The sequence below is a fragment of the Rathayibacter caricis DSM 15933 genome, from assembly GCF_003044275.1.
GTDB lineage: Bacteria > Actinomycetota > Actinomycetes > Actinomycetales > Microbacteriaceae > Rathayibacter > Rathayibacter caricis.
In genome coordinates this window covers 629,845-647,304 of sequence record NZ_PZPL01000001.1, presented here as the reverse complement: position 1 = coordinate 647,304, position 17,460 = coordinate 629,845, and the positions used below count along the sequence as shown (strand labels likewise).

Below are 17,460 nucleotides of genomic sequence, written 5' to 3'. Positions count from 1 at the left end.
CTCTCGCGCAACGAGACATCTCCCATAATTGAGATTATGTCAGTTTGCCGATCGATACAAATGCGCCATGCTGCCCGGGTCACGTGCTCGGCGGTGAGCGAGGCGCACGAGGGTGACGCCGTACCTGCTTGCGCGGATGGTTCCGTGCGGGCGGTCGTTGTTCCGGCACCTCCTGGAACGATCAGATAGAGGGAGGGACGCGGCTTCGCGTCCCGCGTCCCTTCCCGTCTTTGAGTGCGCAGCGCTCTGGTCTTGTCACCTCCAGTTGCGGAGGGACTGAACCAGCGTTGTCGTCGGCCGGGCTATCAGCCGGGCGAGGTCGCCGGTGGTTGAGGCCTGGGTGCCCTCGCGCAGGCCGGTGTTCAGCATTCCGATGAAGCTGACGGTCTGCTCGTCGAGGCCCGCTTCGGTCAGCATCTCTCGCTCCTGCTCTGGAGTGAGAGCGTCGTAGCGGACTGGCGCACCGAGTACCTCCTTCGCTGCCTCAGCGAACTCGGTGTAATCCCACGCGACGTCACCCGACAGCTCGTATGTCAAACCTTCCTGACCCGGGGTGGTCAGCACGACGGCGATTGCTTCTGCCATGTCGCGGCGTGGCGCGGTCGCGAGGCGCCCGGCGCCGATGCTATTTGCAATGACTTCGCTAGCGCGGGCGCTCTCGAAGTCCTGCTGCAGATTCTCTGTGTACCAGCCGACGCGGACGAATGTCGGCGGGATACCGGAGGCGATTACGACCTCCTCCGTGGCAGCGTGTTCGGAGGCGAGAACGAAGGTCGTGGTCGAGGCCTGTAGCGCGGAGGTGTAAACCAGGTGCTTGACTCCTGCTACCTTGGCGGCATTCACGGCAGCAGTGCGCAGGGCGAGGCCTTCACCCGGAGCTCCGATGGAAATCAGAAGAAGCGTGTCGACTCCGGTGAGGGCGGTCACGGCGACCGTCTCCTCGGAGATGTCGATGGCGGCGGTCCTCAGACCGCGGCTTTGGAGTTCGTCGAGGCGGTTGCTGTTTCGACCTAGGGCGAGCAGTTCAGGGGGATCGACTCCGCGTGCGAGGAGGGCGTTGATGATGTCGCCGCCGAAGCTGCCGGTGGCGCCGATGATCGCAATTGTCATGAGTTGTTCCTTCCGAGAGGTGGGAGCGCGATGGTGGTGGCGTGGCGGATATCGGGGTTAGCCGGTGACGGCGTGGCGGATGGCAGGTGCGACGATGTCGCCGAAGCGGGCGATCGAGTCGGAGACCATCTGCTGGGGTATGCCGCCGAGGTCGACTTGTCCGAGGAAGCGGTCTGCGCCGAGCTCGCTGCGAAGGTCGAGGATCTTCCTCGCGATCTGCTCCGGACCGCCGACCATGAGAGCGCCGCGGCGGGCGGCGACCTGAGTCATCTGGGCGCGGTCCACGTACCAACCTCGACCGCCGTTCGTGTCGGGTGATAAGTAGCGGTGGTAGTAGGGATGGAAATCTTCGAGCGCTTGCTCCTGGGTCGCTCCGACGTAGAAGTGACTGCTGATGCCGACCTTGAGGGTTTCGGCGGAGTGGCCTGCATCCTGGCCAGCGGAGCGGTACAGATCGACGAGGCGCTTCGCGTGGTCCAGAGTCCCGCCGATCAGGCCGAGGATCATCGGGAGGCCGAGGCGTCCGGCGCGGAGCACGGAGGACGGTGTGCCGCCGACTGCGATCCAGATCGGCAGGGGACCGACGGGTTGCGGGTTGGCCTCAGCATCGTGCAGAGGGGCGCGGAAGTGGCCCTGCCAGGTGACGGTGTCCTCGTCCCTCAGGCGCAGAAGGAGATCGAGCTTCTCAGCGAATAGCGCGTCGTACTGAGCGATGTCCTGGCCGAAGAGCGTGAAGGGCTCAATGAATGCGCTGCGGCCGGCGCTGATTTCGGCGCGGCCGTCGCTGATGAGGTCGAGAGTTGCGAAGTCCTGGTACAGACGCACCGGATCCAGCACGGGCAGCAGCGTCGAAGTCGTTGTCAGCGTGATCCGGCTCGTGGCTCGAGCGATCGCTGCATGCACGACCGCGGGTGACGAGACGGCGAATGCCCGGGTGTGATGCTCGCCGATGCCGAACACGTCGAGCCCGTGCTGCTCGGCGAGGATGCCGTAAGAGATGATGTCCCTCGTTCGGCTGGCCGCCGTGTCGGGACCGTTCGAGTAGATGTCGGAGAGCGAGAAGACGCCGAGTTCCATGAGGGTGCCTTTCGAGCAGTCGCGGGGGCCGTTCAGCCCCCGTGACGAGTGCGTTCTAGTCGATGGCGATGACGAGTTTGCCAAGAGTGCCGGAGGCGAAGTCGCCGAACGCCCGACCGGCCTGGTCGAGCTCATAGACACGCTGGACGGTGACCGTGGTGTGCTCCTCCGCGTGGCGCTGGGCAATGCGGCTGAGAGTGTCGGCTGTCGGTGAGGCGTAGATCGAGACGACCTCTACGCCCGGTGCAGGGACGTCCGCTGGGTTCTGAACCATGGTGGAGATGAACTTCCCGCCGCGCTTGACCAGCGGAGCTAGTGCGAGCGGGTCGCCGGCGAAGTGGAGAACGACGTTCACTCCCCCGAGGTGGAGGGTCGCGAGTTGCGTTTCGAGGTCTCCCGTTGCTTCCGAGTTGTACAGGATTGCGCTCGCACCCAGTCTGGTGATGAGATCGACGCCCTCGGCAGATGACGCCGTTCCGATGACCTCGGCACCGGCCGTGACCGCGAGCTGAATTGCCTGCTGACCGACGCCTCCGGTTGCGCCGACGACAAGAACGGTCGTTCCCTTGAGATCTCCGGCGGCGCTGATAGCGTCGAACGCTGCCGTGCCGGCGAGTCCGAGAGCAGCGGCTTCGGTGAACCCGATGCCCTCGGGGAGCTTCGCGATGCCCATTGCGGCAGGAACCGTCACGTACTCACCGATCGAGCCGTCGCCCAGCACTGCCTTCGAGACCACTCCGAAGACGCGGTCGCCGACGGCGAATCCGTCGACGCCGCTCCCGAGCGCGTCGATCACTCCGGCGAAGTCCTTCCCCAGGACCACGGGGAACCGATGCTCCATCGCTCCTCGGAGATACCCGGCCGCTACGGCGAGATCGAAACCGTTGACCGACGCCGCGTGAACGCGAACACGAACCTCGCCTTCGAGAGGCTCGGGGAGAGCGACCTCGATGACCTCCGGGGCCTGGTCAAAATCCTGCAGGGCGTAAACCTTCATCACTCATCATCCTTCGTCGACACAACCGGAGCGTCTGCTCCACTTGAGGGTAACCGTTAAGTGGAGGATCTATTCCACATTGGTAGGATCATTTCATGGACACGTCCCCCAGACCCCTGCGTGCCGACGCGGAACGCAATCGGCAGGCGATCCTCTGTGCTGCCGGGACGCTCTTCGCCGAGGAGGGCGTAGGGGTCACCCTCGAGCGCATTGCGGCTGCCGCCGGAGTCGGTGTGGGCACCATCTACCGCCGCTACGCGACTGTCGACGCGCTCATCGCAGTGGTGTTGGAAGAGAAGATGCGCCGATACGCGGATCGCACGGAAGAGGCCGCCGTTCAGGCTCTCGAGGATCCATGGGAGGCGTTCCGCGACTGGGTGCTCTTCATCGTCGAGCAGCAGGCGACGGACCTCGCATTCGGCGATGTGACGCTCTCGGGCGAGGGCAGCGCCCTCTTCCGCTCAGAAACGCGCCGCGCCCTTCGCGCCTCCCTCACACTCGTCGCACGGGCACGCGCAGCGGGCGCCATCCGGCCCGACTTCCACCACACAGACCTAATACTGCTCCAGCACGCGAATGCTGGACTCGTGCGGACGACCCACCACGAAGCCCCAGAGGCGTGGCGGCGATTCGCCGATTACATGCTGCAATCGTTCCGCGTCTCCGGCGGGCCGCTCGCGGATCCGCCCGCCGTCTGGATGCGCCCGCGCACAACCTGATCCTCAGATGCGGCCCGCCTGCTACCGAGAAGTCAAGAGCGCGACGAGATCCGTCGCGATGCGGTGCTCCACTTTCGGTGGAACGGGCTGCACAACGGCGTCGAGCGGGTCGGTGATGACAGCGGCATGGCTGCGCACTTGGAGGGTGAGTCCGAGGTCCATTGCCTGGATGGGATTGCCGCTGGCGGCAGTGAGATTGATCATTCGGCCGCGCTCTAAGCGGATGATCTGCTTGCCGTTCTTCAGGCGGATGCCCTGCCGACGGCCCTCGGCGGCGAACTCGGTCACCGATTCGGTGGCGGCCGTCAGCGCCTCCTCGTCGATCTCCCATGGGAAGTGGCCTACTCCGGCTATGACCGCGCCATCGGCGAACGCTTCGATTTCGGCCGCTCCGATTACTCCTGGTGCCCCGGTCGCAGTGAAAACGAACTGGGCGTCGGAGAGAACGTCTTCGATGGACCCGACGCGGTGCCCGCGGAGGATGGCTTGCAGGGACCGGATCGGGTCCACGTCCGCGATGGAGACTCGTGCTCCGAGCTGAGCGAGGGTGTCAGCCACGCCTCGGCCGCACGGTCCGTAGCCGATGACGGCCGCTCGGGTGCCGGGAATCATCAGGTTGGTCGCGTTCATGAAGCCTTGGATCACGCTCTGGCCAACGCCGTACTCATTCTCGACGATCAGCTTGAGGGGCGAATCGTTGATGACGATCACGGGTCGACCAAGCGACCTGTCGTGCTCTCGGAGGCGGATGCCGCCGGTCGTCGTCTCCTCGGTGCCGCCGAGGTACTGCTCCGGCGTACCTGCATTGATCAGCCGCAGGGTCAGGTCCCCACCGTTGTCGAGCGTGAGATCCGGGTCATGTTCGAGGACCTTCTCAAGGTTGCGTGCATGCTGCGCTTCGTCATCGCTCTGCCTCGTGTGCACCGTGACGCCGATGCGGCGGAGATCGTCGGCGACCTCGTCCTTCGTCGTTCCAGGGGACCCGGTGAGGGCGATATCCATGCCGGCGTTGACAAGTAGCGAGACCAGAGCGGCGGTCTTCGGCTCGACATGAAGGCACATAGCCAGCTTCTTCCCGCGCAGGACTGGAGCGACCTCGCGTACAGCCTGCGCTGTCAACGGCATGTGTTCCAGGGCCCAACGGCTGGCTGGGTCGGCGAGGAGTTGCGTGATGGGCATGAGACGGTCTCCTGAAGTCGATAATCATGGGAAGTGCGCTGGAAAGAGGGAGCGTGTTCAGCGCGTCACGCCTTCGACACGCCGATCCTGGACATCGCCTTCTCGAGATCTGCCGAGGAGGGGGCTGGGGGCAGTGGCGGGAGCGGCGCATCGGGCGTGGCGAACGCCCTCAGCATGTGACCGACGAGACGCCTCCATGCGGCATCGGTGACGTCGGCGGTCGCCGCGACGACAGCCGCGTTTGCAAGGAGGATGACAAAGAGGTCCTCTGAGACGAAATCTGCTCGGAGATGCCCCGTGGACCGAGCGCGTTCGATCACCTCCAAGAACCCTTTGTAGGCCTGCACTCGAAGCTCCTCGAGTAGGTCCGCACCGTTGAATGACGTCGTCAAGACGTCGGCGAAGCCGCGGTCGGCAGCCTGCATCGAGCAGACCCCCTCGATGTAATGAACGAAGCCCAGCCAGGGGTCGGATTCTGCAAGGGCGAGCTCGGTCGCTCGAACGTAGGCGCGCATTCTGTCCTCGAACACCGCTGCGATCAGATCGCCCTGGGTGGCGAAGCGGCGCGCAAGGGTCGCCTTTCCCACTCCGGCTGCCCGGGCGACCGACGCCATGGAGACATCGAGCCCCTGCGTTGCAAAGAGATGACGTGCAGCATCAGTGATCCGACCCCGGTTCCGTTCCGCATCGGCACGCAATCTCGAATCGATCTCAACGTTCATGCGCCGATCCTACTAAGTGGATCGCTCGGCCCAGATGTGCGCTGCGAGCGGCCACTCCTGCCCTCCCTGGAAGGTTGCCGCGAAGTGGAACGCCCTACCCGGTTAGTGCTACGGTCTAAGTGAGTCGCCCGTTCCACTTGTACCGTCTGCCTCTGAAAGGTCTTCCATGCTCGACCACCAGAACCGAAAACGCTCAGAAGCGCCGCCCGAGCAGGCGCGCCACAGTGAGTCGCAGCCTCCCTTCACGTCCGGGGACCTGATCCTGCTCAGTCCCGAGCTGACCGCGCGGCAGCAGCCGAGCTGGGCAACTGTCGACCTCGTGCGATGGGTTCTCGCCGAGGAGATTCTGCGCGGTGACGCCCAAGCGCTGCCCTGGAAGCTCGGCTACCGCCTTGCTGCGCTCCGAAACGACGGTGTCGTCGTAGAAGCCGAGCAACTCGGCGTCGTCTACGTCGACGACGACGGTACGAACCCGAACGGCCTCGTACTAGCTGTAGATCGCTCTTCCCATCGCTGACCACCCGAACCAACCCCACCCTCAAGGAAAGGCACCCGCCATGACTACTGACACCGCACAGACCCGCTACCTGGAGCAGACGCCGCACGGCTTCTCGAACGTGGTCGAGGTGACCGGCGGGCGGCTCGTCTTCATCACCGGGCAGATGGCCGTCGACGAGACGGGTACGCTCGTCGGTCCCGGCGACCTCCGCGCTCAGCTGGTCCAGGTGTTCGAGAACCTGAAGACTCAGCTCGCCGTCGTCGGCGCCACATTCGATCACGTGGTGAAGATCTCAACCCTCGCCGAAGTCGGCTTCGAGGAGAACGCGCAGATCTTTGGCGAAGTCCGTGACCAGTACGTGAACCTGCAGAAGCCGCCGGCCAGCGCAATCATCCTCGCACCGAAGCTCATTCACCCGGGCGCCCTGGTCGACATCGCCGTCATCGCTCATCTCCCCCAGGCCTAGGAGCGATCGAGGCGGTGTCGCTTGAAGCCGACTAGCTTCGAGCGACGCCGCTTCGTTGGTGTTTGCCGACGTCGAGTTCGTTCGGTCTGCTGACCTGAGAGGCATCGCGACCTTCGGTAGCGAAGTGGCGGCTGCGTTCACTCCGGGAAGCGCTCGGCAAGTGCTACCTGGCCAGCGCAGGCGGGGTGGTCTATGAGGGCCTCCCGGCACAGAAGTGTTCAGGCGGAGGCTGGGGCTGACCGATGTCCGGTCCACGTCGCGGCGTACGCAAAGGAAGACGATGCCTCACTCCTCATACTTCATCCGGCCCCTGCCGATCCTCCGCGAACACCGGAAGCGAGTGTCGTCCTCGACTCCGGTCAGGAGGAGCAGATGACGACGAGCATCGAGCGCCTTCTTGCTGAGGCGGACATCACCCGCCTGATGCACACCTACGCTCACCGGCTGGACGGAGCCGATTTCGCCGGGGTCGGCGCACTTTTCGACCAGGGTGTCTGGCATATCGCCCCCGACCGCAGCTGCCACGGTTCCGCGGAAGTAGAGGCCTGGCTGGTGGAGAACCTCGCCGTGCATGGAGACAAGCTCGGCACCAGGCACATCATCAGCAACGTCCTCATCGACGTCGCGGACGACGGCTTGTCGGCCACAGCCCTGTCGTACGGAGTCGTCACCCAGGTGACGGAAGACTTCCCCATTCAGGTGATCTCCCAGTGCCGGTACGAGGACATCTTCGCCTGTACCGCCAGCGAGTGGCACTTCCTCGAGCGTCGGGCCCTCATTGACGGATTCGGTGACACGCGCGCCCACATCCGCCCGACCGGACACTGAGCCGACCCTCCCGAAAGGATCCCCATGCAGTACAGAACTCTCGGCCGATCGGGCCTGAAAGTCTCCACGGTCACCTTCGGCACGATGACCTTCGGCGGAAAGGGGGTGTTCGCAGCCACCGGCTCGACCGGAGTGGATGAAGCACGCCGACTCCTCGATGTCGCCTTGGACCGAGGAGTGAACCTGCTCGATACGGCCAACGTGTACTCGAACGGAGTCTCCGAAGAGGTTCTCGGGGAGGCGCTGAAGGGCCGCCGCGATCGCACGCTGATCGCCTCAAAGGTCCGCGGGCCGATGGGTGACGGGCCCAATGATGCAGGGCTTTCGCGTCACCACATCATCGCTCAGTGCGAGGGAAGCCTCCGCCGCCTCGGTACGGACCACCTCGACCTGTATCAGGTGCATGAGTGGGACGGGCAGACTCCACTCGAGGAGACCCTCTCAGCGCTCGATTCGCTGTTGCAGGCAGGAAAGATCCGCTACGTCGGAAGCTCCAACTACGCCGGATGGCAGCTCTCGAAAGCGCTTGGTGTCTCGAAAGACAACGGCTGGTCCCCGTTCATCTCCCAGCAGATCCACTACACACTCCAGGCCCGTGAGGCCGAGTACGAGCTGCTCCCCCTCGCCCAGGACGCAGGAGTCGGAGTGCTGGTGTGGAGTCCCCTCGCGGGCGGATTGCTCTCCGGCAAGCACCGTCGCAATCAAGCGGCGCCGGAGGACTCCCGAATGCTCGCCGGATGGGACGAACCTCCCATTCGCGACGAGGACGCGCTCTACGACATCGTCGACGTGCTCGTGCGCATCGGCGAGACCCACGGTGTCTCAGCTGCACAGGTGGCACTCGCCTGGCTCCTCACCCGGCCGGCGGTGTCCTCCCTCGTCGTCGGCGCCCGCACGGAAGCTCAGCTCACCGACAACCTGGCCGCCGCGGAACTCGAGCTCACCTCGCAGGACCTGCTCGACCTGGATGCCGTCTCCGCACCGCCGCTGATCTACCCCTACTGGCACCACGCCAAATCTGCCGCCGATCGACTCGGACCGTTCGACCTCGTCGCGAACGAGGCGCTGGCACGCCACCGGCCATAGTCGTCATCGCCCATGCGGGGCCTTCGTGACAACTACGGGTGGCCCCGCATGTGTCAGCACCGGCATGCCGGGGTCGTTGATCACCAGGACGCGGGCATGAGTCTAGGAATGCTGCTCTCCCAGCCCCCGTGTGTGTAGCCGAATAGGCTTGGGGCATGAGCGAAGCGAGACCCCGGGGAAGGTACGCCAAGGGGATCCGCCGACGCCAGGAGATCCTCGACCGAGCGCTCGAGGTCTTCGCCGAGCGCGGCGCCGCAGGCACCTCCCTCCGCGCCATCGCCGCACAAATCGGCTTCGAGCACTCGGCGATCAAGAACTACTTCTCCTCCCTCGAAGACCTCAAGCTCGCCGTCGTGCTCGAACGCGACGCACGCGCCGCCGAAGCTCTCGCTCACGACGAACGCCCCACCATCCGCGATCAGTTCCAGGCGACCGCGGAGAAGAACCTGCAAGTCCCAGGCCTCATCGCGCTCTACACCAGCCTCCTCGCGGCCGCAGTCGAACCCACCAACGAGCTCGCCCGCGAACACATCGCACAACGATTCGCCAACGGGCGCGCGATCCTCGTCGAAGCAATCGAAGAAGGCCGACGAACCGGAGCCACTCCCCCAGGCGGCCCCGCGGAAGCGATCGCCACACTCGTGCTCGCCGCCTTCGACGGTATTCAAGTGCAGTGGCTCCTCGACCCGTCAATAGACCTGCCGGCCGTACTCGCCCTCCTCGACCCCCTCCTCGGCGCTGCTCCCTCGCCCCTCGCCGCACCACAAGAGGCCCAGCAGGCATCCACCCCAGCGCTCTAGTTCGCCTCGGTGCTTCTGCGTCGCCATGCCGGCGCATTTCGCGATCAGGACGCCCCCTGAGCGGAGCTTTTCCGCGCCTGCACATACGTGGCAGAGATCCACGACCTGAAATATTCCATTCGGAGATTTTCGCTGGTACTGTCGCGGCGTGGGCAGCTGGGCCCACCCCGGGCATCGACGCCTGCGACATGAAGGACAGTCAACGTGGACGATCACACTCCTGACGGCACTCGGCCAACTCCCTCCACCCAAGGGCCGATCGGGGACACCCCTGCCTTCCCCCTCTCCTCGATGCCCCCGACCACGGGTGTCGGCACCTCGGACGGTTCGCCGCTCCAGGCGAAGTACCCGATGTTCGCCATCCCGATCGCGATGTTCGGCCTCATCGTGGCCCTCCTGCCCCCTCTTCTTGTGACGATCGCACTGCGACTGAGGGAGCTGGACGCGGACGGGGCGGCCGGCAACCTGTCTCTCGTGCTCGGCGCGGGAGCGTTCTTCGCCTTCGCGTCCAACCCGATCGGTGGTCGTCTTTCGGATCGCACCATGAGCCGGTTCGGGATGCGCAAGCCGTGGATCGTCGCCGGCTCCCTGGTCGGCTATGCCGGCATCGCCCTGGTGGCTCTCGCCCCGAACGTGGCCGTGATCGTCGGCGGATGGTCGCTCGCTCAGATCGGGTTCAACTTCGCTCTCGCGGCCCTCATCGCCATGCTGCCCGACCAGATCCGTCCGAGCCGTCGAGGCCGGGTCGCGTCCTTCGTCAGCCTTGCGCAGAACATCAGCCCTGTCGCGGCGACGTTCCTCGTGCAGCTGTTCCCGCTCGGACTCGCACAGAACTTCGTGCCCAGCCTCATCGGGCTGCTCCTGCTCTTCGGCTTCGTCCTGCCGATCAAGGACCGAGTTCGCGAGGAACGACCCACCGAGTCCCTCGGTGTCGGCCAGATCTTCGGATCCTTCGTCTTCAATCCGCGCAAGTACCCCGACCTCGGCTGGGCCTGGCTGACGCGCTTCTGCCTTGTCACCGCGCAGTTCACTGCGACGACCTACCTTGCCTACTTCCTCATCACGAACCTTGGCATCACCGATGAGCAGGCGCCCTCGATGGTCTTCCAGGCCACGCTCGCCAACGCCATCGGAATTCTCCTCACGACAGCGTTCCTGGGATGGCTGTCCGATCGCCTCGGTCGGCGCAAGCCCTTCGTGGTTCTCTCGGCTCTCATCGCAGTCGTCGGTCTGACGATCCTCGCGTTCTCGTCGACGTTCGAGACTGTTCTTCTCGGTCAGCTGGTCCTCGGCGCTGGCATCGGTGCGTTCCTCGCCGTCGAACTCGCCCTGATCTCAGACGTCCTTCCCAGCGATGCGACCGCCGGGAAGGACCTCGGTGTGGTGAACATCGCGCAGGCCCTGCCGCAGTCGCTCGTCCCCGTGGCCGCCCCCGGAGTGGTCGGACTGTTCGGCTACCCCGGTCTGTTCCTCGGCGGAGCACTCGTGGGAATCCTCGGGGCGCTCAGCGTCCTCCGCGTGAAGTCGGTCAAGTAGACCCGCTGAGCAGCTCGGGGACCTCCGATTCGACGACTACAGAGAGAAAAACGATCAGCATGAACGACCCTTCATCCGCCCGAGCAGGTTCTGAGGAGATCGAGGCCGCCCTCGCCCTTCTCACGCTGCACGAGAAGGTGACGCTGCTCACCGGCCGCGACTTCTGGAGCACTGCAGCAATCGACCGCATCGGTCTGCGCTCCATGGTCCTCTCCGATGGCCCCTCCGGTGTCCGGGGTCCGCTCTGGGACGAACGCGATCCCTCCCTGAATCTGCCCTCCGCGACCGCCTTGTCCGCCACCTTCGATCCAGCGCTCGCGAGACGATACGGGGCAGCAGCGGCAGCGGAAGCCCGACGCAAGAACGTCGACGTCGTCCTCGGCCCGACCATCAACCTGCACCGCTCTCCCTTTGGCGGCCGTCACTTCGAATCGTTCAGCGAGGATCCTGTCCTCACCGCCGAACTCGCGTCGGCATATGTCACGGGCGTGCAGGAACACGGTGTCGCCGCCACCTTGAAGCACTACATCGCGAACGATTCGGAGACGGACCGCTTCACCGTCGACGTGCAAGTCGATGAGCGCACACTCCGAGAGCTCTATCTCCTCCCCTTCGAAGACGCCATCGTCAAGGGTGGAGCCTGGGCGATCATGAGCTCCTACAACTCGGTGAACGGTGTGACGGTGACAGAGAACGAACTCCTCGAAACGCCGCTCTCCACCGAGTGGGGATTCGACGGTGTCGTGATCAGCGACTGGACCGCCGTCCGGTCGCTCACCTCCGCGCAGGCCCGTCAGGACCTGGTGATGCCAGGACCGGACGGCCCATGGGGGGCCGCCCTTGTGACAGCGGTCGAAGAAGGGAGGATCCCCGAGGCTGCTGTCGACGAGAAGGTGCGCCGGATCCTCCTTCTCGCCCAGCGGGTGGGAGCGTTCGGCTCAGCAAACCCCTCACCCTCCCCTGAGGTGGAGAACGGGCCTTCGTTCGCCCGTAGCGCCGCTTCTGCCGGAATGGTGCTTCTCGAGAACCGGGACGAACTGCCCTGGGATGCTTCTCAGCTCTCCTCGGTCGCAGTCATCGGAAACAACGCCTCTGCCGCGCGGACGCAGGGCGGAGGAAGCGCCACCGTCATTCCCGAGTACACAGTCTCTCCGCTGGACGGATTGCGCGCCGCGCTACCCGGCGTCGACGTTCGATACTCCCTCGGTGCGACGACGCAGATCGGGCTTGTCGGGCTCCCGCGACAAGAGATGATCAACCCGGTCACCGGAGGTGAGGGGGCGCACCTGACCTTCCGCGACGGGGACGGCACAGCGATCTTCGAGGAAGACCGATTCTCGACCGAGCTCTTCTGGTTCGAGGGTGACGTCCCCGTCGCCGCGACCCGACGCATCGACATGGAGTTCGAATTCTCGCCCCTGCGGAACGAAGCCGTAGAGTTCGGGCTTGCCGCTGCCGGACACGGCCGGATCTGGATAGACGGCGACCTCGCCCTTGACGAGGAGATGGGCGCCGACGGCCAGGACCTCGGCGCATCACTGTCCACTCCGGCAGTTCGCACCGTAGTTCCTGATCTGCAGGAAGGTCGCTCCTTCACCGTGCGCATCGAATACGAGCCCGCTCTGAGAGCAGACGGTCTCGGTAATGCGCTCTCGATGAACGTCGGTACCCAACCGCTTCCCTCCGACGAGGACGAGCTCATCGCTGCTGCCGCTGAAGCCGCTCGCACCAGCGATGTCGCTCTCGTCGTCGTCGGAACGAACGCTCGAGTGGAATCCGAGGGATTCGACCGGGCCTCCCTCGCGCTACCCGGACGTCAGGACGATCTGGTCCGCGCAGTCGCCGCAGCGAATCCTCGAACCGTGGTCCTGGTGAACGCAGGAGCGCCAGTCACGATGCCCTGGCGCACCGATGTCGCAGCCGTGCTCGTCGGCTGGTTCGGAGGACAGGAACTCGGCAACGCCCTCGCCGACGTCCTACTCGGCACCGCCGAACCCAGCGGCCGCCTACCCACCACGTGGCCCGAAGCGGAGGATGACCTCCCTGTTTGGAACACGACGCCGATCGACGGTGCGCTCCCCTACTCCGAAGGAATCCATGTCGGCTACCGGGCGTGGCTGCGCAGCGAAACACCGCCCGCGTACTGGTTCGGACATGGACTCGGCTATAGCACCGCCGAACTCGTCTCAGTAACCGCTCCCCCGGCCATACATGCGGGAGAGGAACTCGCCCTCGATATCCAGATTCGAGGGACCGGCAGCCGCAACGGTCGGCACGTCGTCCTCGCATTCGCCGAGAAGCGAGATTCGCAGCTCGACCGACCAGTGCGTTGGCTCGTCGGCTTCACCGCCATCGACACCATCGCCGGCGAAACGACGACCGCGAGGATCTGCTTCTCCAGCAGCCGTCTGAGCCACTGGGCTGAGGGCTGGAAGTACGAGTCGGGCGAGTACGTGCTCCGAGTGGGCACCACAGCCGATGAACTCCCTCTCGAGGCTGTCACCGTTCTCACGCCGGCCGAATGAGGTGGCTGGGTCGTCCTGTCAGGACGGGGCGACCCAGCTCGCCAGCAGACCAAGTCTTTCGGCATCCGGCGTTCCCGGTTCCGTGCTGTACGTCACTATTGAGAGGCCCGGCTCGCCGGGCATCTCGAATGCGTCGAAGGTCAGCTGGAGCGAACCCGCGACGGGATGATGGAACGTCTTCTGCCCCGTCCTGTGCTCGTGGACGTCAAAAGTGGCCCACTCCTGACGGAAGTGGGGACTCCGGGTGGAGAGCTCACCGATGAGCGACGTCAGCTCCTCATTCAGAGGGTCGCGGCCCGCCTCGAGGCGCAGCATCGCGGCAGTCATCCGTCGAGCGAGCGGCCAGTCGTCATAGAACGTTGGCGCGCGCGAGTCGAGGAAGATGAAGCGGGCCATATTGGGATGCTGCGACTCGAAGTGCGGTGAGTACAGCGCGCGCCCTAGGGCGTTCGCAGCGACCATGTCTTGTCGTGAGTTCGTGACGACGGCGGGTACCGCCATGTTGTCGAGGACCCTCTGCACGGAACTTCTCACCGTCGTCTCAGCAGGTCGTCCGTGGGTCGCCGTCGGCAGCGGTTCACCCTGCGCGAGATGAAAGAGATGCTCGCGCTCCGCATCGTCCAACTGCAGCGCCCGAGCGATCCCGTTCAAGACACCTTCGGATGCGCCCCGAAGATTCCCCCGCTCGAGACGGTTGTAGTAATCCAGACTCACCCCGGCCAGCATTGCCACCTCTTCGCGTCGCAAGCCCGGCACACGACGGTCTCCACCGAGATCAGGAAGGCCCGCTTGGGCAGCGGTGACTCGTCCACGCCGCGATGTCAGAAAATCGCGAACCTCGTTCTTCGTATCCATACCGCCATCCTCCTCCGCGTCCCTCGGCGATGGGGTGTCCTAGGAGGCCCTCTCACCAACGCTGCAGGGCGTCGCACAGTGGAAGGGCATCAGCACGACCGATGCATTTCTGACCCCTGAGGAGACCACCCCTATGCTCACCGTCAACGCCTACGCCGCCGTCTCAGCGACCGAGCCGCTCGTCCCGACGACCATCGAGCGCCGCGACCTCGGACCGCACGACGTCCTGATCGACATCGCCTATGCCGGCATCTGCCACTCCGACATCCACACCGTCCGCGGGCACTGGGGCGACATCGCCTACCCCCAGGTCGTCGGCCACGAAATCGTCGGATTCGTCCGCGAGGTCGGTGCGGACGTCACCAAGCACAAGGTCGGAGACCGCGTCGGCGTCGGCTGCGAGTCGAACTCCTGCGGGCACTGCACACAGTGCCAGAAGGGCGAAGAGGTCTACTGCCTCAACACCGCGGTGCAGACCTACGCCGGCGAGGACGTCGACGGCACCATCACGCAGGGCGGATATTCCCAGGCCACCGTCGTCAACGAGAACTTCGTTCTGCGCGTGCCCGAATCGCTCGAGCTCGACAAGGTCGCTCCGCTGCTGTGCGCGGGCGTCACCCTCTACTCGCCCCTGACGCACTGGAACGCCGGGCCCGGCACGAAGGTTGCGATCGTCGGGATGGGCGGACTCGGCCACGTCGGCGTCAAGCTCGCTCACGCCCTCGGCGCCGAAGTGACCGTCCTCTCCCAGACCCTCTCCAAGAAGGAGGACGGAGAGCGCTTCGGAGCAGACCACTACTACGCGACCAGCGACCCCCAGACCTTCGAGAAGCTCGCCGGCGAGTTCGACCTCATCCTCAACACGGTGTCGGCCAAGCTCGACATCGCCCAGTACGTGAACCTCCTGGCGGTCGATGGGACCATGGTGCTCCTCGGAGCTCCGTCCGAGGACATCTCCCTCCCTGCGATGCCCCTTATCGCGGGCCGGCGCTCGATCGCAGGCTCCGCCAACGGTGGCATCCCTGTCACGCAGGAGATGCTCGACTTCTGCGCGGAGCACAACGTGCTCCCCGAAACCGAACTTATTGCAGCCTCAGACATCAACGACGCTTACGAGCGCGTCCTCGCTTCAGACGTCCGCTACCGCTTCGTCATTGATGCGGCGACCTTCTAAGCGACAGACATGACAGGGCCGGGACCACATCATGTGGTCCCGGCCCTACTTTGTGCGCTCAAGACCATGCGGGATCGGCCGGAGGGAAGAAGCCGGGCGGTGGGGGTGTGTAGGGCAGCGGGTCTCCGGGCTTGTTCTCGTCTTGGGAGGTCGCGAACGGGCCGGCGGAGGAGAGGAGGACGGCCATGTGCCGGTCGAACTGGTTGAGCCACCAGTCGCCCATTTTGATGGGGTCTTGGCGTGCGTTCTCCCATCCGCGCCAGAGCGTTTTGAGGCGACTGAGCGCTTCTTCGCTCTCCCACCATGCCGCTTTCCATCGCAGATCGGCGCGACCCGCGCGTCCGACGAGGCGGCGGTACTTGAACCGCACGTGTTCGCGTACGAAGTCATCGAGCGTCGGGTAGAACAGCTCTGGTTCGGGCTCGGCCGCGATCGCGTCGGAGGGGTCCTCGGGCTGATCGAAACCGAAGGCGTCATCCACGGCTAGGTGCCTTTCGTACTGCCGGGCTGGTGCGCGGCGATGGATGCCTTGATCGCCTCGACGGTCGCTTTCGGGCCGTTGTACCAGGGGACCGTTTTGAGCATTACGGCGCGGTTGCCGGAGGAGAGCATGATCGCGCGGCCGCGGGGGAGGTCCGCGAGTTCCTGCACTTCGAGGATCTTTTCTCGCTTCAGCGAGGTGGTGGTGGAGCGGACGCCTTTGTTCATGCTGACGGAGGTGGTTTCGCGGTCGAAGGTGCCGATGAGGTCGGAGAGCATGCCGAGGAATTCGGGGTCGGAGACGCCGCCTGCGTACAGTTTCGTGTTCGCCGCGGACCACAGCTTCTTCATCCCCTCCTGCCCGTACACGGCCACGCCCTGCGACCAGGACTGGTAGACGGACATGATCGGGATTCCTCGGGAACCGAAGTGGGAGTAGAGGTCGGGCAGGTCCGACCAGCGGCACACGTTCGCGGCCTCATCCAGCAGCCCCAGCAGCGGCGTCTTTAACCGGCCACCGGGTGAGGCGGTCGCCAGCTCTTCCGCCGCTTCAATCGTCGCGGCCGTCAGCGCGGTGACGAGTGCGGTCGCGTTCCCGGCGCCTTCCATCGACAGGGAGTAGAGGGTGCCGGAGCCTTTCACGAACTCGTGCGGGTTGAACTGTCGGCGCGGGTCTACCGCCTTGGGCCGCACGGCGGTCGCCGTGGTTCCGCCGTCCTCCGCGTCCGCAGTGTTCACCTGAGCCGATGCCTCCCCGGCGCCCTCCGCGGCCATCAGGTGGCCGGCAGCGGCCGTGTTGGGTTCGATCGGGCGCGGGTTCACCCATGGTTCGATCGTGGTGTTGTTTAGGCGCGCGGCCATCCGCTCGGCCGAGGAGTAGATGCTGTCGCGCGGCTTCTCCGCGCCGCGCTGCACGGAGCGAATCTGGTCCGCCTGGCGGGCGTACGTCTTCGAGGTAGTCGAGCGCGTCTGTGCGGGCGACGTTCGTCAGCCAGTCGTACACGTCCGTGATCGGCCGGTTCCCGATCGCTGCGGCGAGGAAGAACGCGGCGAGGAGGTTCTGTCCCTTGCCCTCGAAGTAGGCGTCCGTCTTTGCTCCTGCCGAGGTCACCGAGGACGCGAAGTGTTGGGCGAGCTTCGCGGGCCTTGGTGTCGTCGGTGACGTAGGTGAGCGGGTTCCACCACCAGGTGGGCTCCTCCAATGCGACCTTCTGGGGGTCGAACACCCACACGTCCCCGACCTGCGCGCGCAGGTCTCGCGTCGGGTCGAGCACGTCGCGTTTGTTCGAGGTGGTGACGACAGCGCCGGGCGCGGCCGTCAGCGCCGGGATCACCAGAGAGGTCGACTTACCCACGCGAGGGCCGGCGATCAGAATGCCCATGTCCTCGAACGAGGAGTAGAGGGTC

General features: G+C 65.2%; 18 protein-coding genes. 9 read left to right on the top strand and 9 right to left on the bottom strand.

Features of this window, described 5'->3' with window-relative positions:
* Positions 1-255: 255 nt before the first annotated feature.
* Genes C1I63_RS03030 through C1I63_RS03020 form a run of 3 tightly spaced genes read right to left on the bottom strand, consistent with a single transcriptional unit; the run spans position 256 to position 3,184 of the window.
* Entirely contained in the window at positions 256-1,110 is an 855-nt protein-coding gene (locus tag C1I63_RS03030) for an NmrA family NAD(P)-binding protein (RefSeq protein WP_107573723.1), read from the bottom strand.
* 57 nt (positions 1,111-1,167) lie between these two features.
* Positions 1,168-2,187, bottom strand: coding sequence for an LLM class flavin-dependent oxidoreductase (locus C1I63_RS03025; RefSeq protein WP_107573722.1), 1,020 nt, complete (start codon positions 2,185-2,187; stop codon positions 1,168-1,170).
* Positions 2,188-2,242: 55 nt separating this feature from the next.
* On the bottom strand, positions 2,243-3,184 hold the full coding sequence (locus C1I63_RS03020; RefSeq protein ID WP_107573721.1) for an NADP-dependent oxidoreductase: 942 nt from the start codon (positions 3,182-3,184) through the stop codon (positions 2,243-2,245).
* Positions 3,185-3,279: 95 nt separating this feature from the next.
* Here C1I63_RS03020 and C1I63_RS03015 point away from each other — a divergent pair, with 95 nt between their 5' ends.
* Positions 3,280-3,903 (top strand): TetR/AcrR family transcriptional regulator, encoded by a 624-nt coding sequence (locus tag C1I63_RS03015; RefSeq protein ID WP_107573720.1) that lies wholly within the window; start codon positions 3,280-3,282, stop codon positions 3,901-3,903.
* Positions 3,904-3,924: 21 nt separating this feature from the next.
* On the opposite strand, the gene C1I63_RS03010 is transcribed toward C1I63_RS03015, so the two are convergent.
* Together C1I63_RS03010 and C1I63_RS03005 are read right to left on the bottom strand one after the other, a co-directional pair.
* Positions 3,925-5,082 carry an adenosylhomocysteinase gene (locus tag C1I63_RS03010; protein ID WP_107573719.1) on the bottom strand — a complete coding sequence of 386 codons (1,158 nt, stop codon included), beginning with the start codon at positions 5,080-5,082 and terminating at the stop codon, positions 3,925-3,927.
* 65 nt (positions 5,083-5,147) lie between these two features.
* Complete coding sequence (locus C1I63_RS03005; protein ID WP_107573718.1) at positions 5,148-5,804, bottom strand: TetR/AcrR family transcriptional regulator; 657 nt, start codon at positions 5,802-5,804, stop codon at positions 5,148-5,150.
* 166 nt (positions 5,805-5,970) lie between these two features.
* Between C1I63_RS03005 and C1I63_RS03000 the strand changes: the two genes are divergently transcribed.
* The 7 genes from C1I63_RS03000 to C1I63_RS02970 all read left to right on the top strand — a co-directional run bounded on the left by C1I63_RS03000 (position 5,971) and on the right by C1I63_RS02970 (position 13,544).
* Positions 5,971-6,321, top strand: coding sequence for a hypothetical protein (locus C1I63_RS03000; RefSeq protein ID WP_107573717.1), 351 nt, complete (start codon positions 5,971-5,973; stop codon positions 6,319-6,321).
* Positions 6,322-6,361: 40 nt separating this feature from the next.
* Complete coding sequence (locus C1I63_RS02995) at positions 6,362-6,769, top strand: RidA family protein (protein WP_107573716.1); 408 nt, start codon at positions 6,362-6,364, stop codon at positions 6,767-6,769.
* Between the two features lie 372 nt (positions 6,770-7,141).
* A complete protein-coding gene (locus C1I63_RS02990; RefSeq protein ID WP_170116299.1) occupies positions 7,142-7,597 on the top strand; it encodes a nuclear transport factor 2 family protein in 456 nt (151 codons plus the stop codon).
* Between the two features lie 24 nt (positions 7,598-7,621).
* The gene (locus tag C1I63_RS02985; RefSeq protein ID WP_107573714.1) at positions 7,622-8,683 is read left to right on the top strand and encodes an aldo/keto reductase; all 1,062 of its coding nucleotides are present in this window, start codon (positions 7,622-7,624) and stop codon (positions 8,681-8,683) included.
* 155 nt (positions 8,684-8,838) lie between these two features.
* Positions 8,839-9,483 carry a TetR/AcrR family transcriptional regulator gene (locus C1I63_RS02980; protein ID WP_107573713.1) on the top strand — a complete coding sequence of 215 codons (645 nt, stop codon included), beginning with the start codon at positions 8,839-8,841 and terminating at the stop codon, positions 9,481-9,483.
* Between the two features lie 291 nt (positions 9,484-9,774).
* On the top strand, positions 9,775-11,019 hold the full coding sequence (locus C1I63_RS02975; RefSeq protein ID WP_107573712.1) for an MFS transporter: 1,245 nt from the start codon (positions 9,775-9,777) through the stop codon (positions 11,017-11,019).
* Between the two features lie 59 nt (positions 11,020-11,078).
* Positions 11,079-13,544, top strand: coding sequence for a beta-glucosidase family protein (locus C1I63_RS02970; RefSeq protein WP_107573711.1), 2,466 nt, complete (start codon positions 11,079-11,081; stop codon positions 13,542-13,544).
* 18 nt (positions 13,545-13,562) lie between these two features.
* On the opposite strand, the gene C1I63_RS02965 is transcribed toward C1I63_RS02970, so the two are convergent.
* The gene (locus C1I63_RS02965; protein WP_107573710.1) at positions 13,563-14,399 is read right to left on the bottom strand and encodes a helix-turn-helix transcriptional regulator; all 837 of its coding nucleotides are present in this window, start codon (positions 14,397-14,399) and stop codon (positions 13,563-13,565) included.
* Between the two features lie 133 nt (positions 14,400-14,532).
* Between C1I63_RS02965 and C1I63_RS02960 the strand changes: the two genes are divergently transcribed.
* Entirely contained in the window at positions 14,533-15,573 is a 1,041-nt protein-coding gene (locus C1I63_RS02960) for an NAD(P)-dependent alcohol dehydrogenase (RefSeq protein WP_107573709.1), read from the top strand.
* 58 nt (positions 15,574-15,631) lie between these two features.
* Here C1I63_RS02960 and C1I63_RS02955 read toward each other — a convergent pair whose 3' ends face one another.
* From C1I63_RS02955 to C1I63_RS20410, 3 genes are read right to left on the bottom strand one after another with little or no spacing between them, the layout of a single operon-like run.
* The gene (locus C1I63_RS02955; protein WP_211315555.1) at positions 15,632-16,054 is read right to left on the bottom strand and encodes a DUF4913 domain-containing protein; all 423 of its coding nucleotides are present in this window, start codon (positions 16,052-16,054) and stop codon (positions 15,632-15,634) included.
* 2 nt (positions 16,055-16,056) lie between these two features.
* On the bottom strand, positions 16,057-16,968 hold the full coding sequence (locus C1I63_RS02950; RefSeq protein ID WP_244906961.1) for a type IV secretory system conjugative DNA transfer family protein: 912 nt from the start codon (positions 16,966-16,968) through the stop codon (positions 16,057-16,059).
* Entirely contained in the window at positions 16,899-17,435 is a 537-nt protein-coding gene (locus C1I63_RS20410; protein WP_425326984.1) for a type IV secretory system conjugative DNA transfer family protein, read from the bottom strand. The genes C1I63_RS02950 and C1I63_RS20410 overlap by 70 nt, the downstream gene beginning before the upstream one ends.
* Between the last annotated feature and the right edge of the window lie 25 nt (positions 17,436-17,460).

Excerpts from the sequence above, each read along its gene's own strand:
- C1I63_RS03030 (WP_107573723.1), bottom strand. The coding sequence starts at position 1,110 with ATGACAATTGCGATCATCGGCGCCACCGGCAGCTTCGGCGGCGACATC.
- C1I63_RS03025 (WP_107573722.1), bottom strand. The coding sequence starts at position 2,187 with ATGGAACTCGGCGTCTTCTCGCTCTCCGACATCTACTCGAACGGTCCC.
- C1I63_RS03020 (WP_107573721.1), bottom strand. The coding sequence starts at position 3,184 with ATGAAGGTTTACGCCCTGCAGGATTTTGACCAGGCCCCGGAGGTCATC.
- C1I63_RS03015 (WP_107573720.1), top strand. The coding sequence starts at position 3,280 with ATGGACACGTCCCCCAGACCCCTGCGTGCCGACGCGGAACGCAATCGG.
- C1I63_RS03010 (WP_107573719.1), bottom strand. The coding sequence starts at position 5,082 with ATGCCCATCACGCAACTCCTCGCCGACCCAGCCAGCCGTTGGGCCCTG.
- C1I63_RS03005 (WP_107573718.1), bottom strand. The coding sequence starts at position 5,804 with ATGAACGTTGAGATCGATTCGAGATTGCGTGCCGATGCGGAACGGAAC.
- C1I63_RS03000 (WP_107573717.1), top strand. The coding sequence starts at position 5,971 with ATGCTCGACCACCAGAACCGAAAACGCTCAGAAGCGCCGCCCGAGCAG.
- C1I63_RS02995 (WP_107573716.1), top strand. The coding sequence starts at position 6,362 with ATGACTACTGACACCGCACAGACCCGCTACCTGGAGCAGACGCCGCAC.
- C1I63_RS02990 (WP_170116299.1), top strand. The coding sequence starts at position 7,142 with ATGACGACGAGCATCGAGCGCCTTCTTGCTGAGGCGGACATCACCCGC.
- C1I63_RS02985 (WP_107573714.1), top strand. The coding sequence starts at position 7,622 with ATGCAGTACAGAACTCTCGGCCGATCGGGCCTGAAAGTCTCCACGGTC.
- C1I63_RS02980 (WP_107573713.1), top strand. The coding sequence starts at position 8,839 with ATGAGCGAAGCGAGACCCCGGGGAAGGTACGCCAAGGGGATCCGCCGA.
- C1I63_RS02975 (WP_107573712.1), top strand. The coding sequence starts at position 9,775 with ATGCCCCCGACCACGGGTGTCGGCACCTCGGACGGTTCGCCGCTCCAG.
- C1I63_RS02970 (WP_107573711.1), top strand. The coding sequence starts at position 11,079 with ATGAACGACCCTTCATCCGCCCGAGCAGGTTCTGAGGAGATCGAGGCC.
- C1I63_RS02965 (WP_107573710.1), bottom strand. The coding sequence starts at position 14,399 with ATGGATACGAAGAACGAGGTTCGCGATTTTCTGACATCGCGGCGTGGA.
- C1I63_RS02960 (WP_107573709.1), top strand. The coding sequence starts at position 14,533 with ATGCTCACCGTCAACGCCTACGCCGCCGTCTCAGCGACCGAGCCGCTC.
- C1I63_RS20410 (WP_425326984.1), bottom strand. The coding sequence starts at position 17,435 with ATGGGCATTCTGATCGCCGGCCCTCGCGTGGGTAAGTCGACCTCTCTG.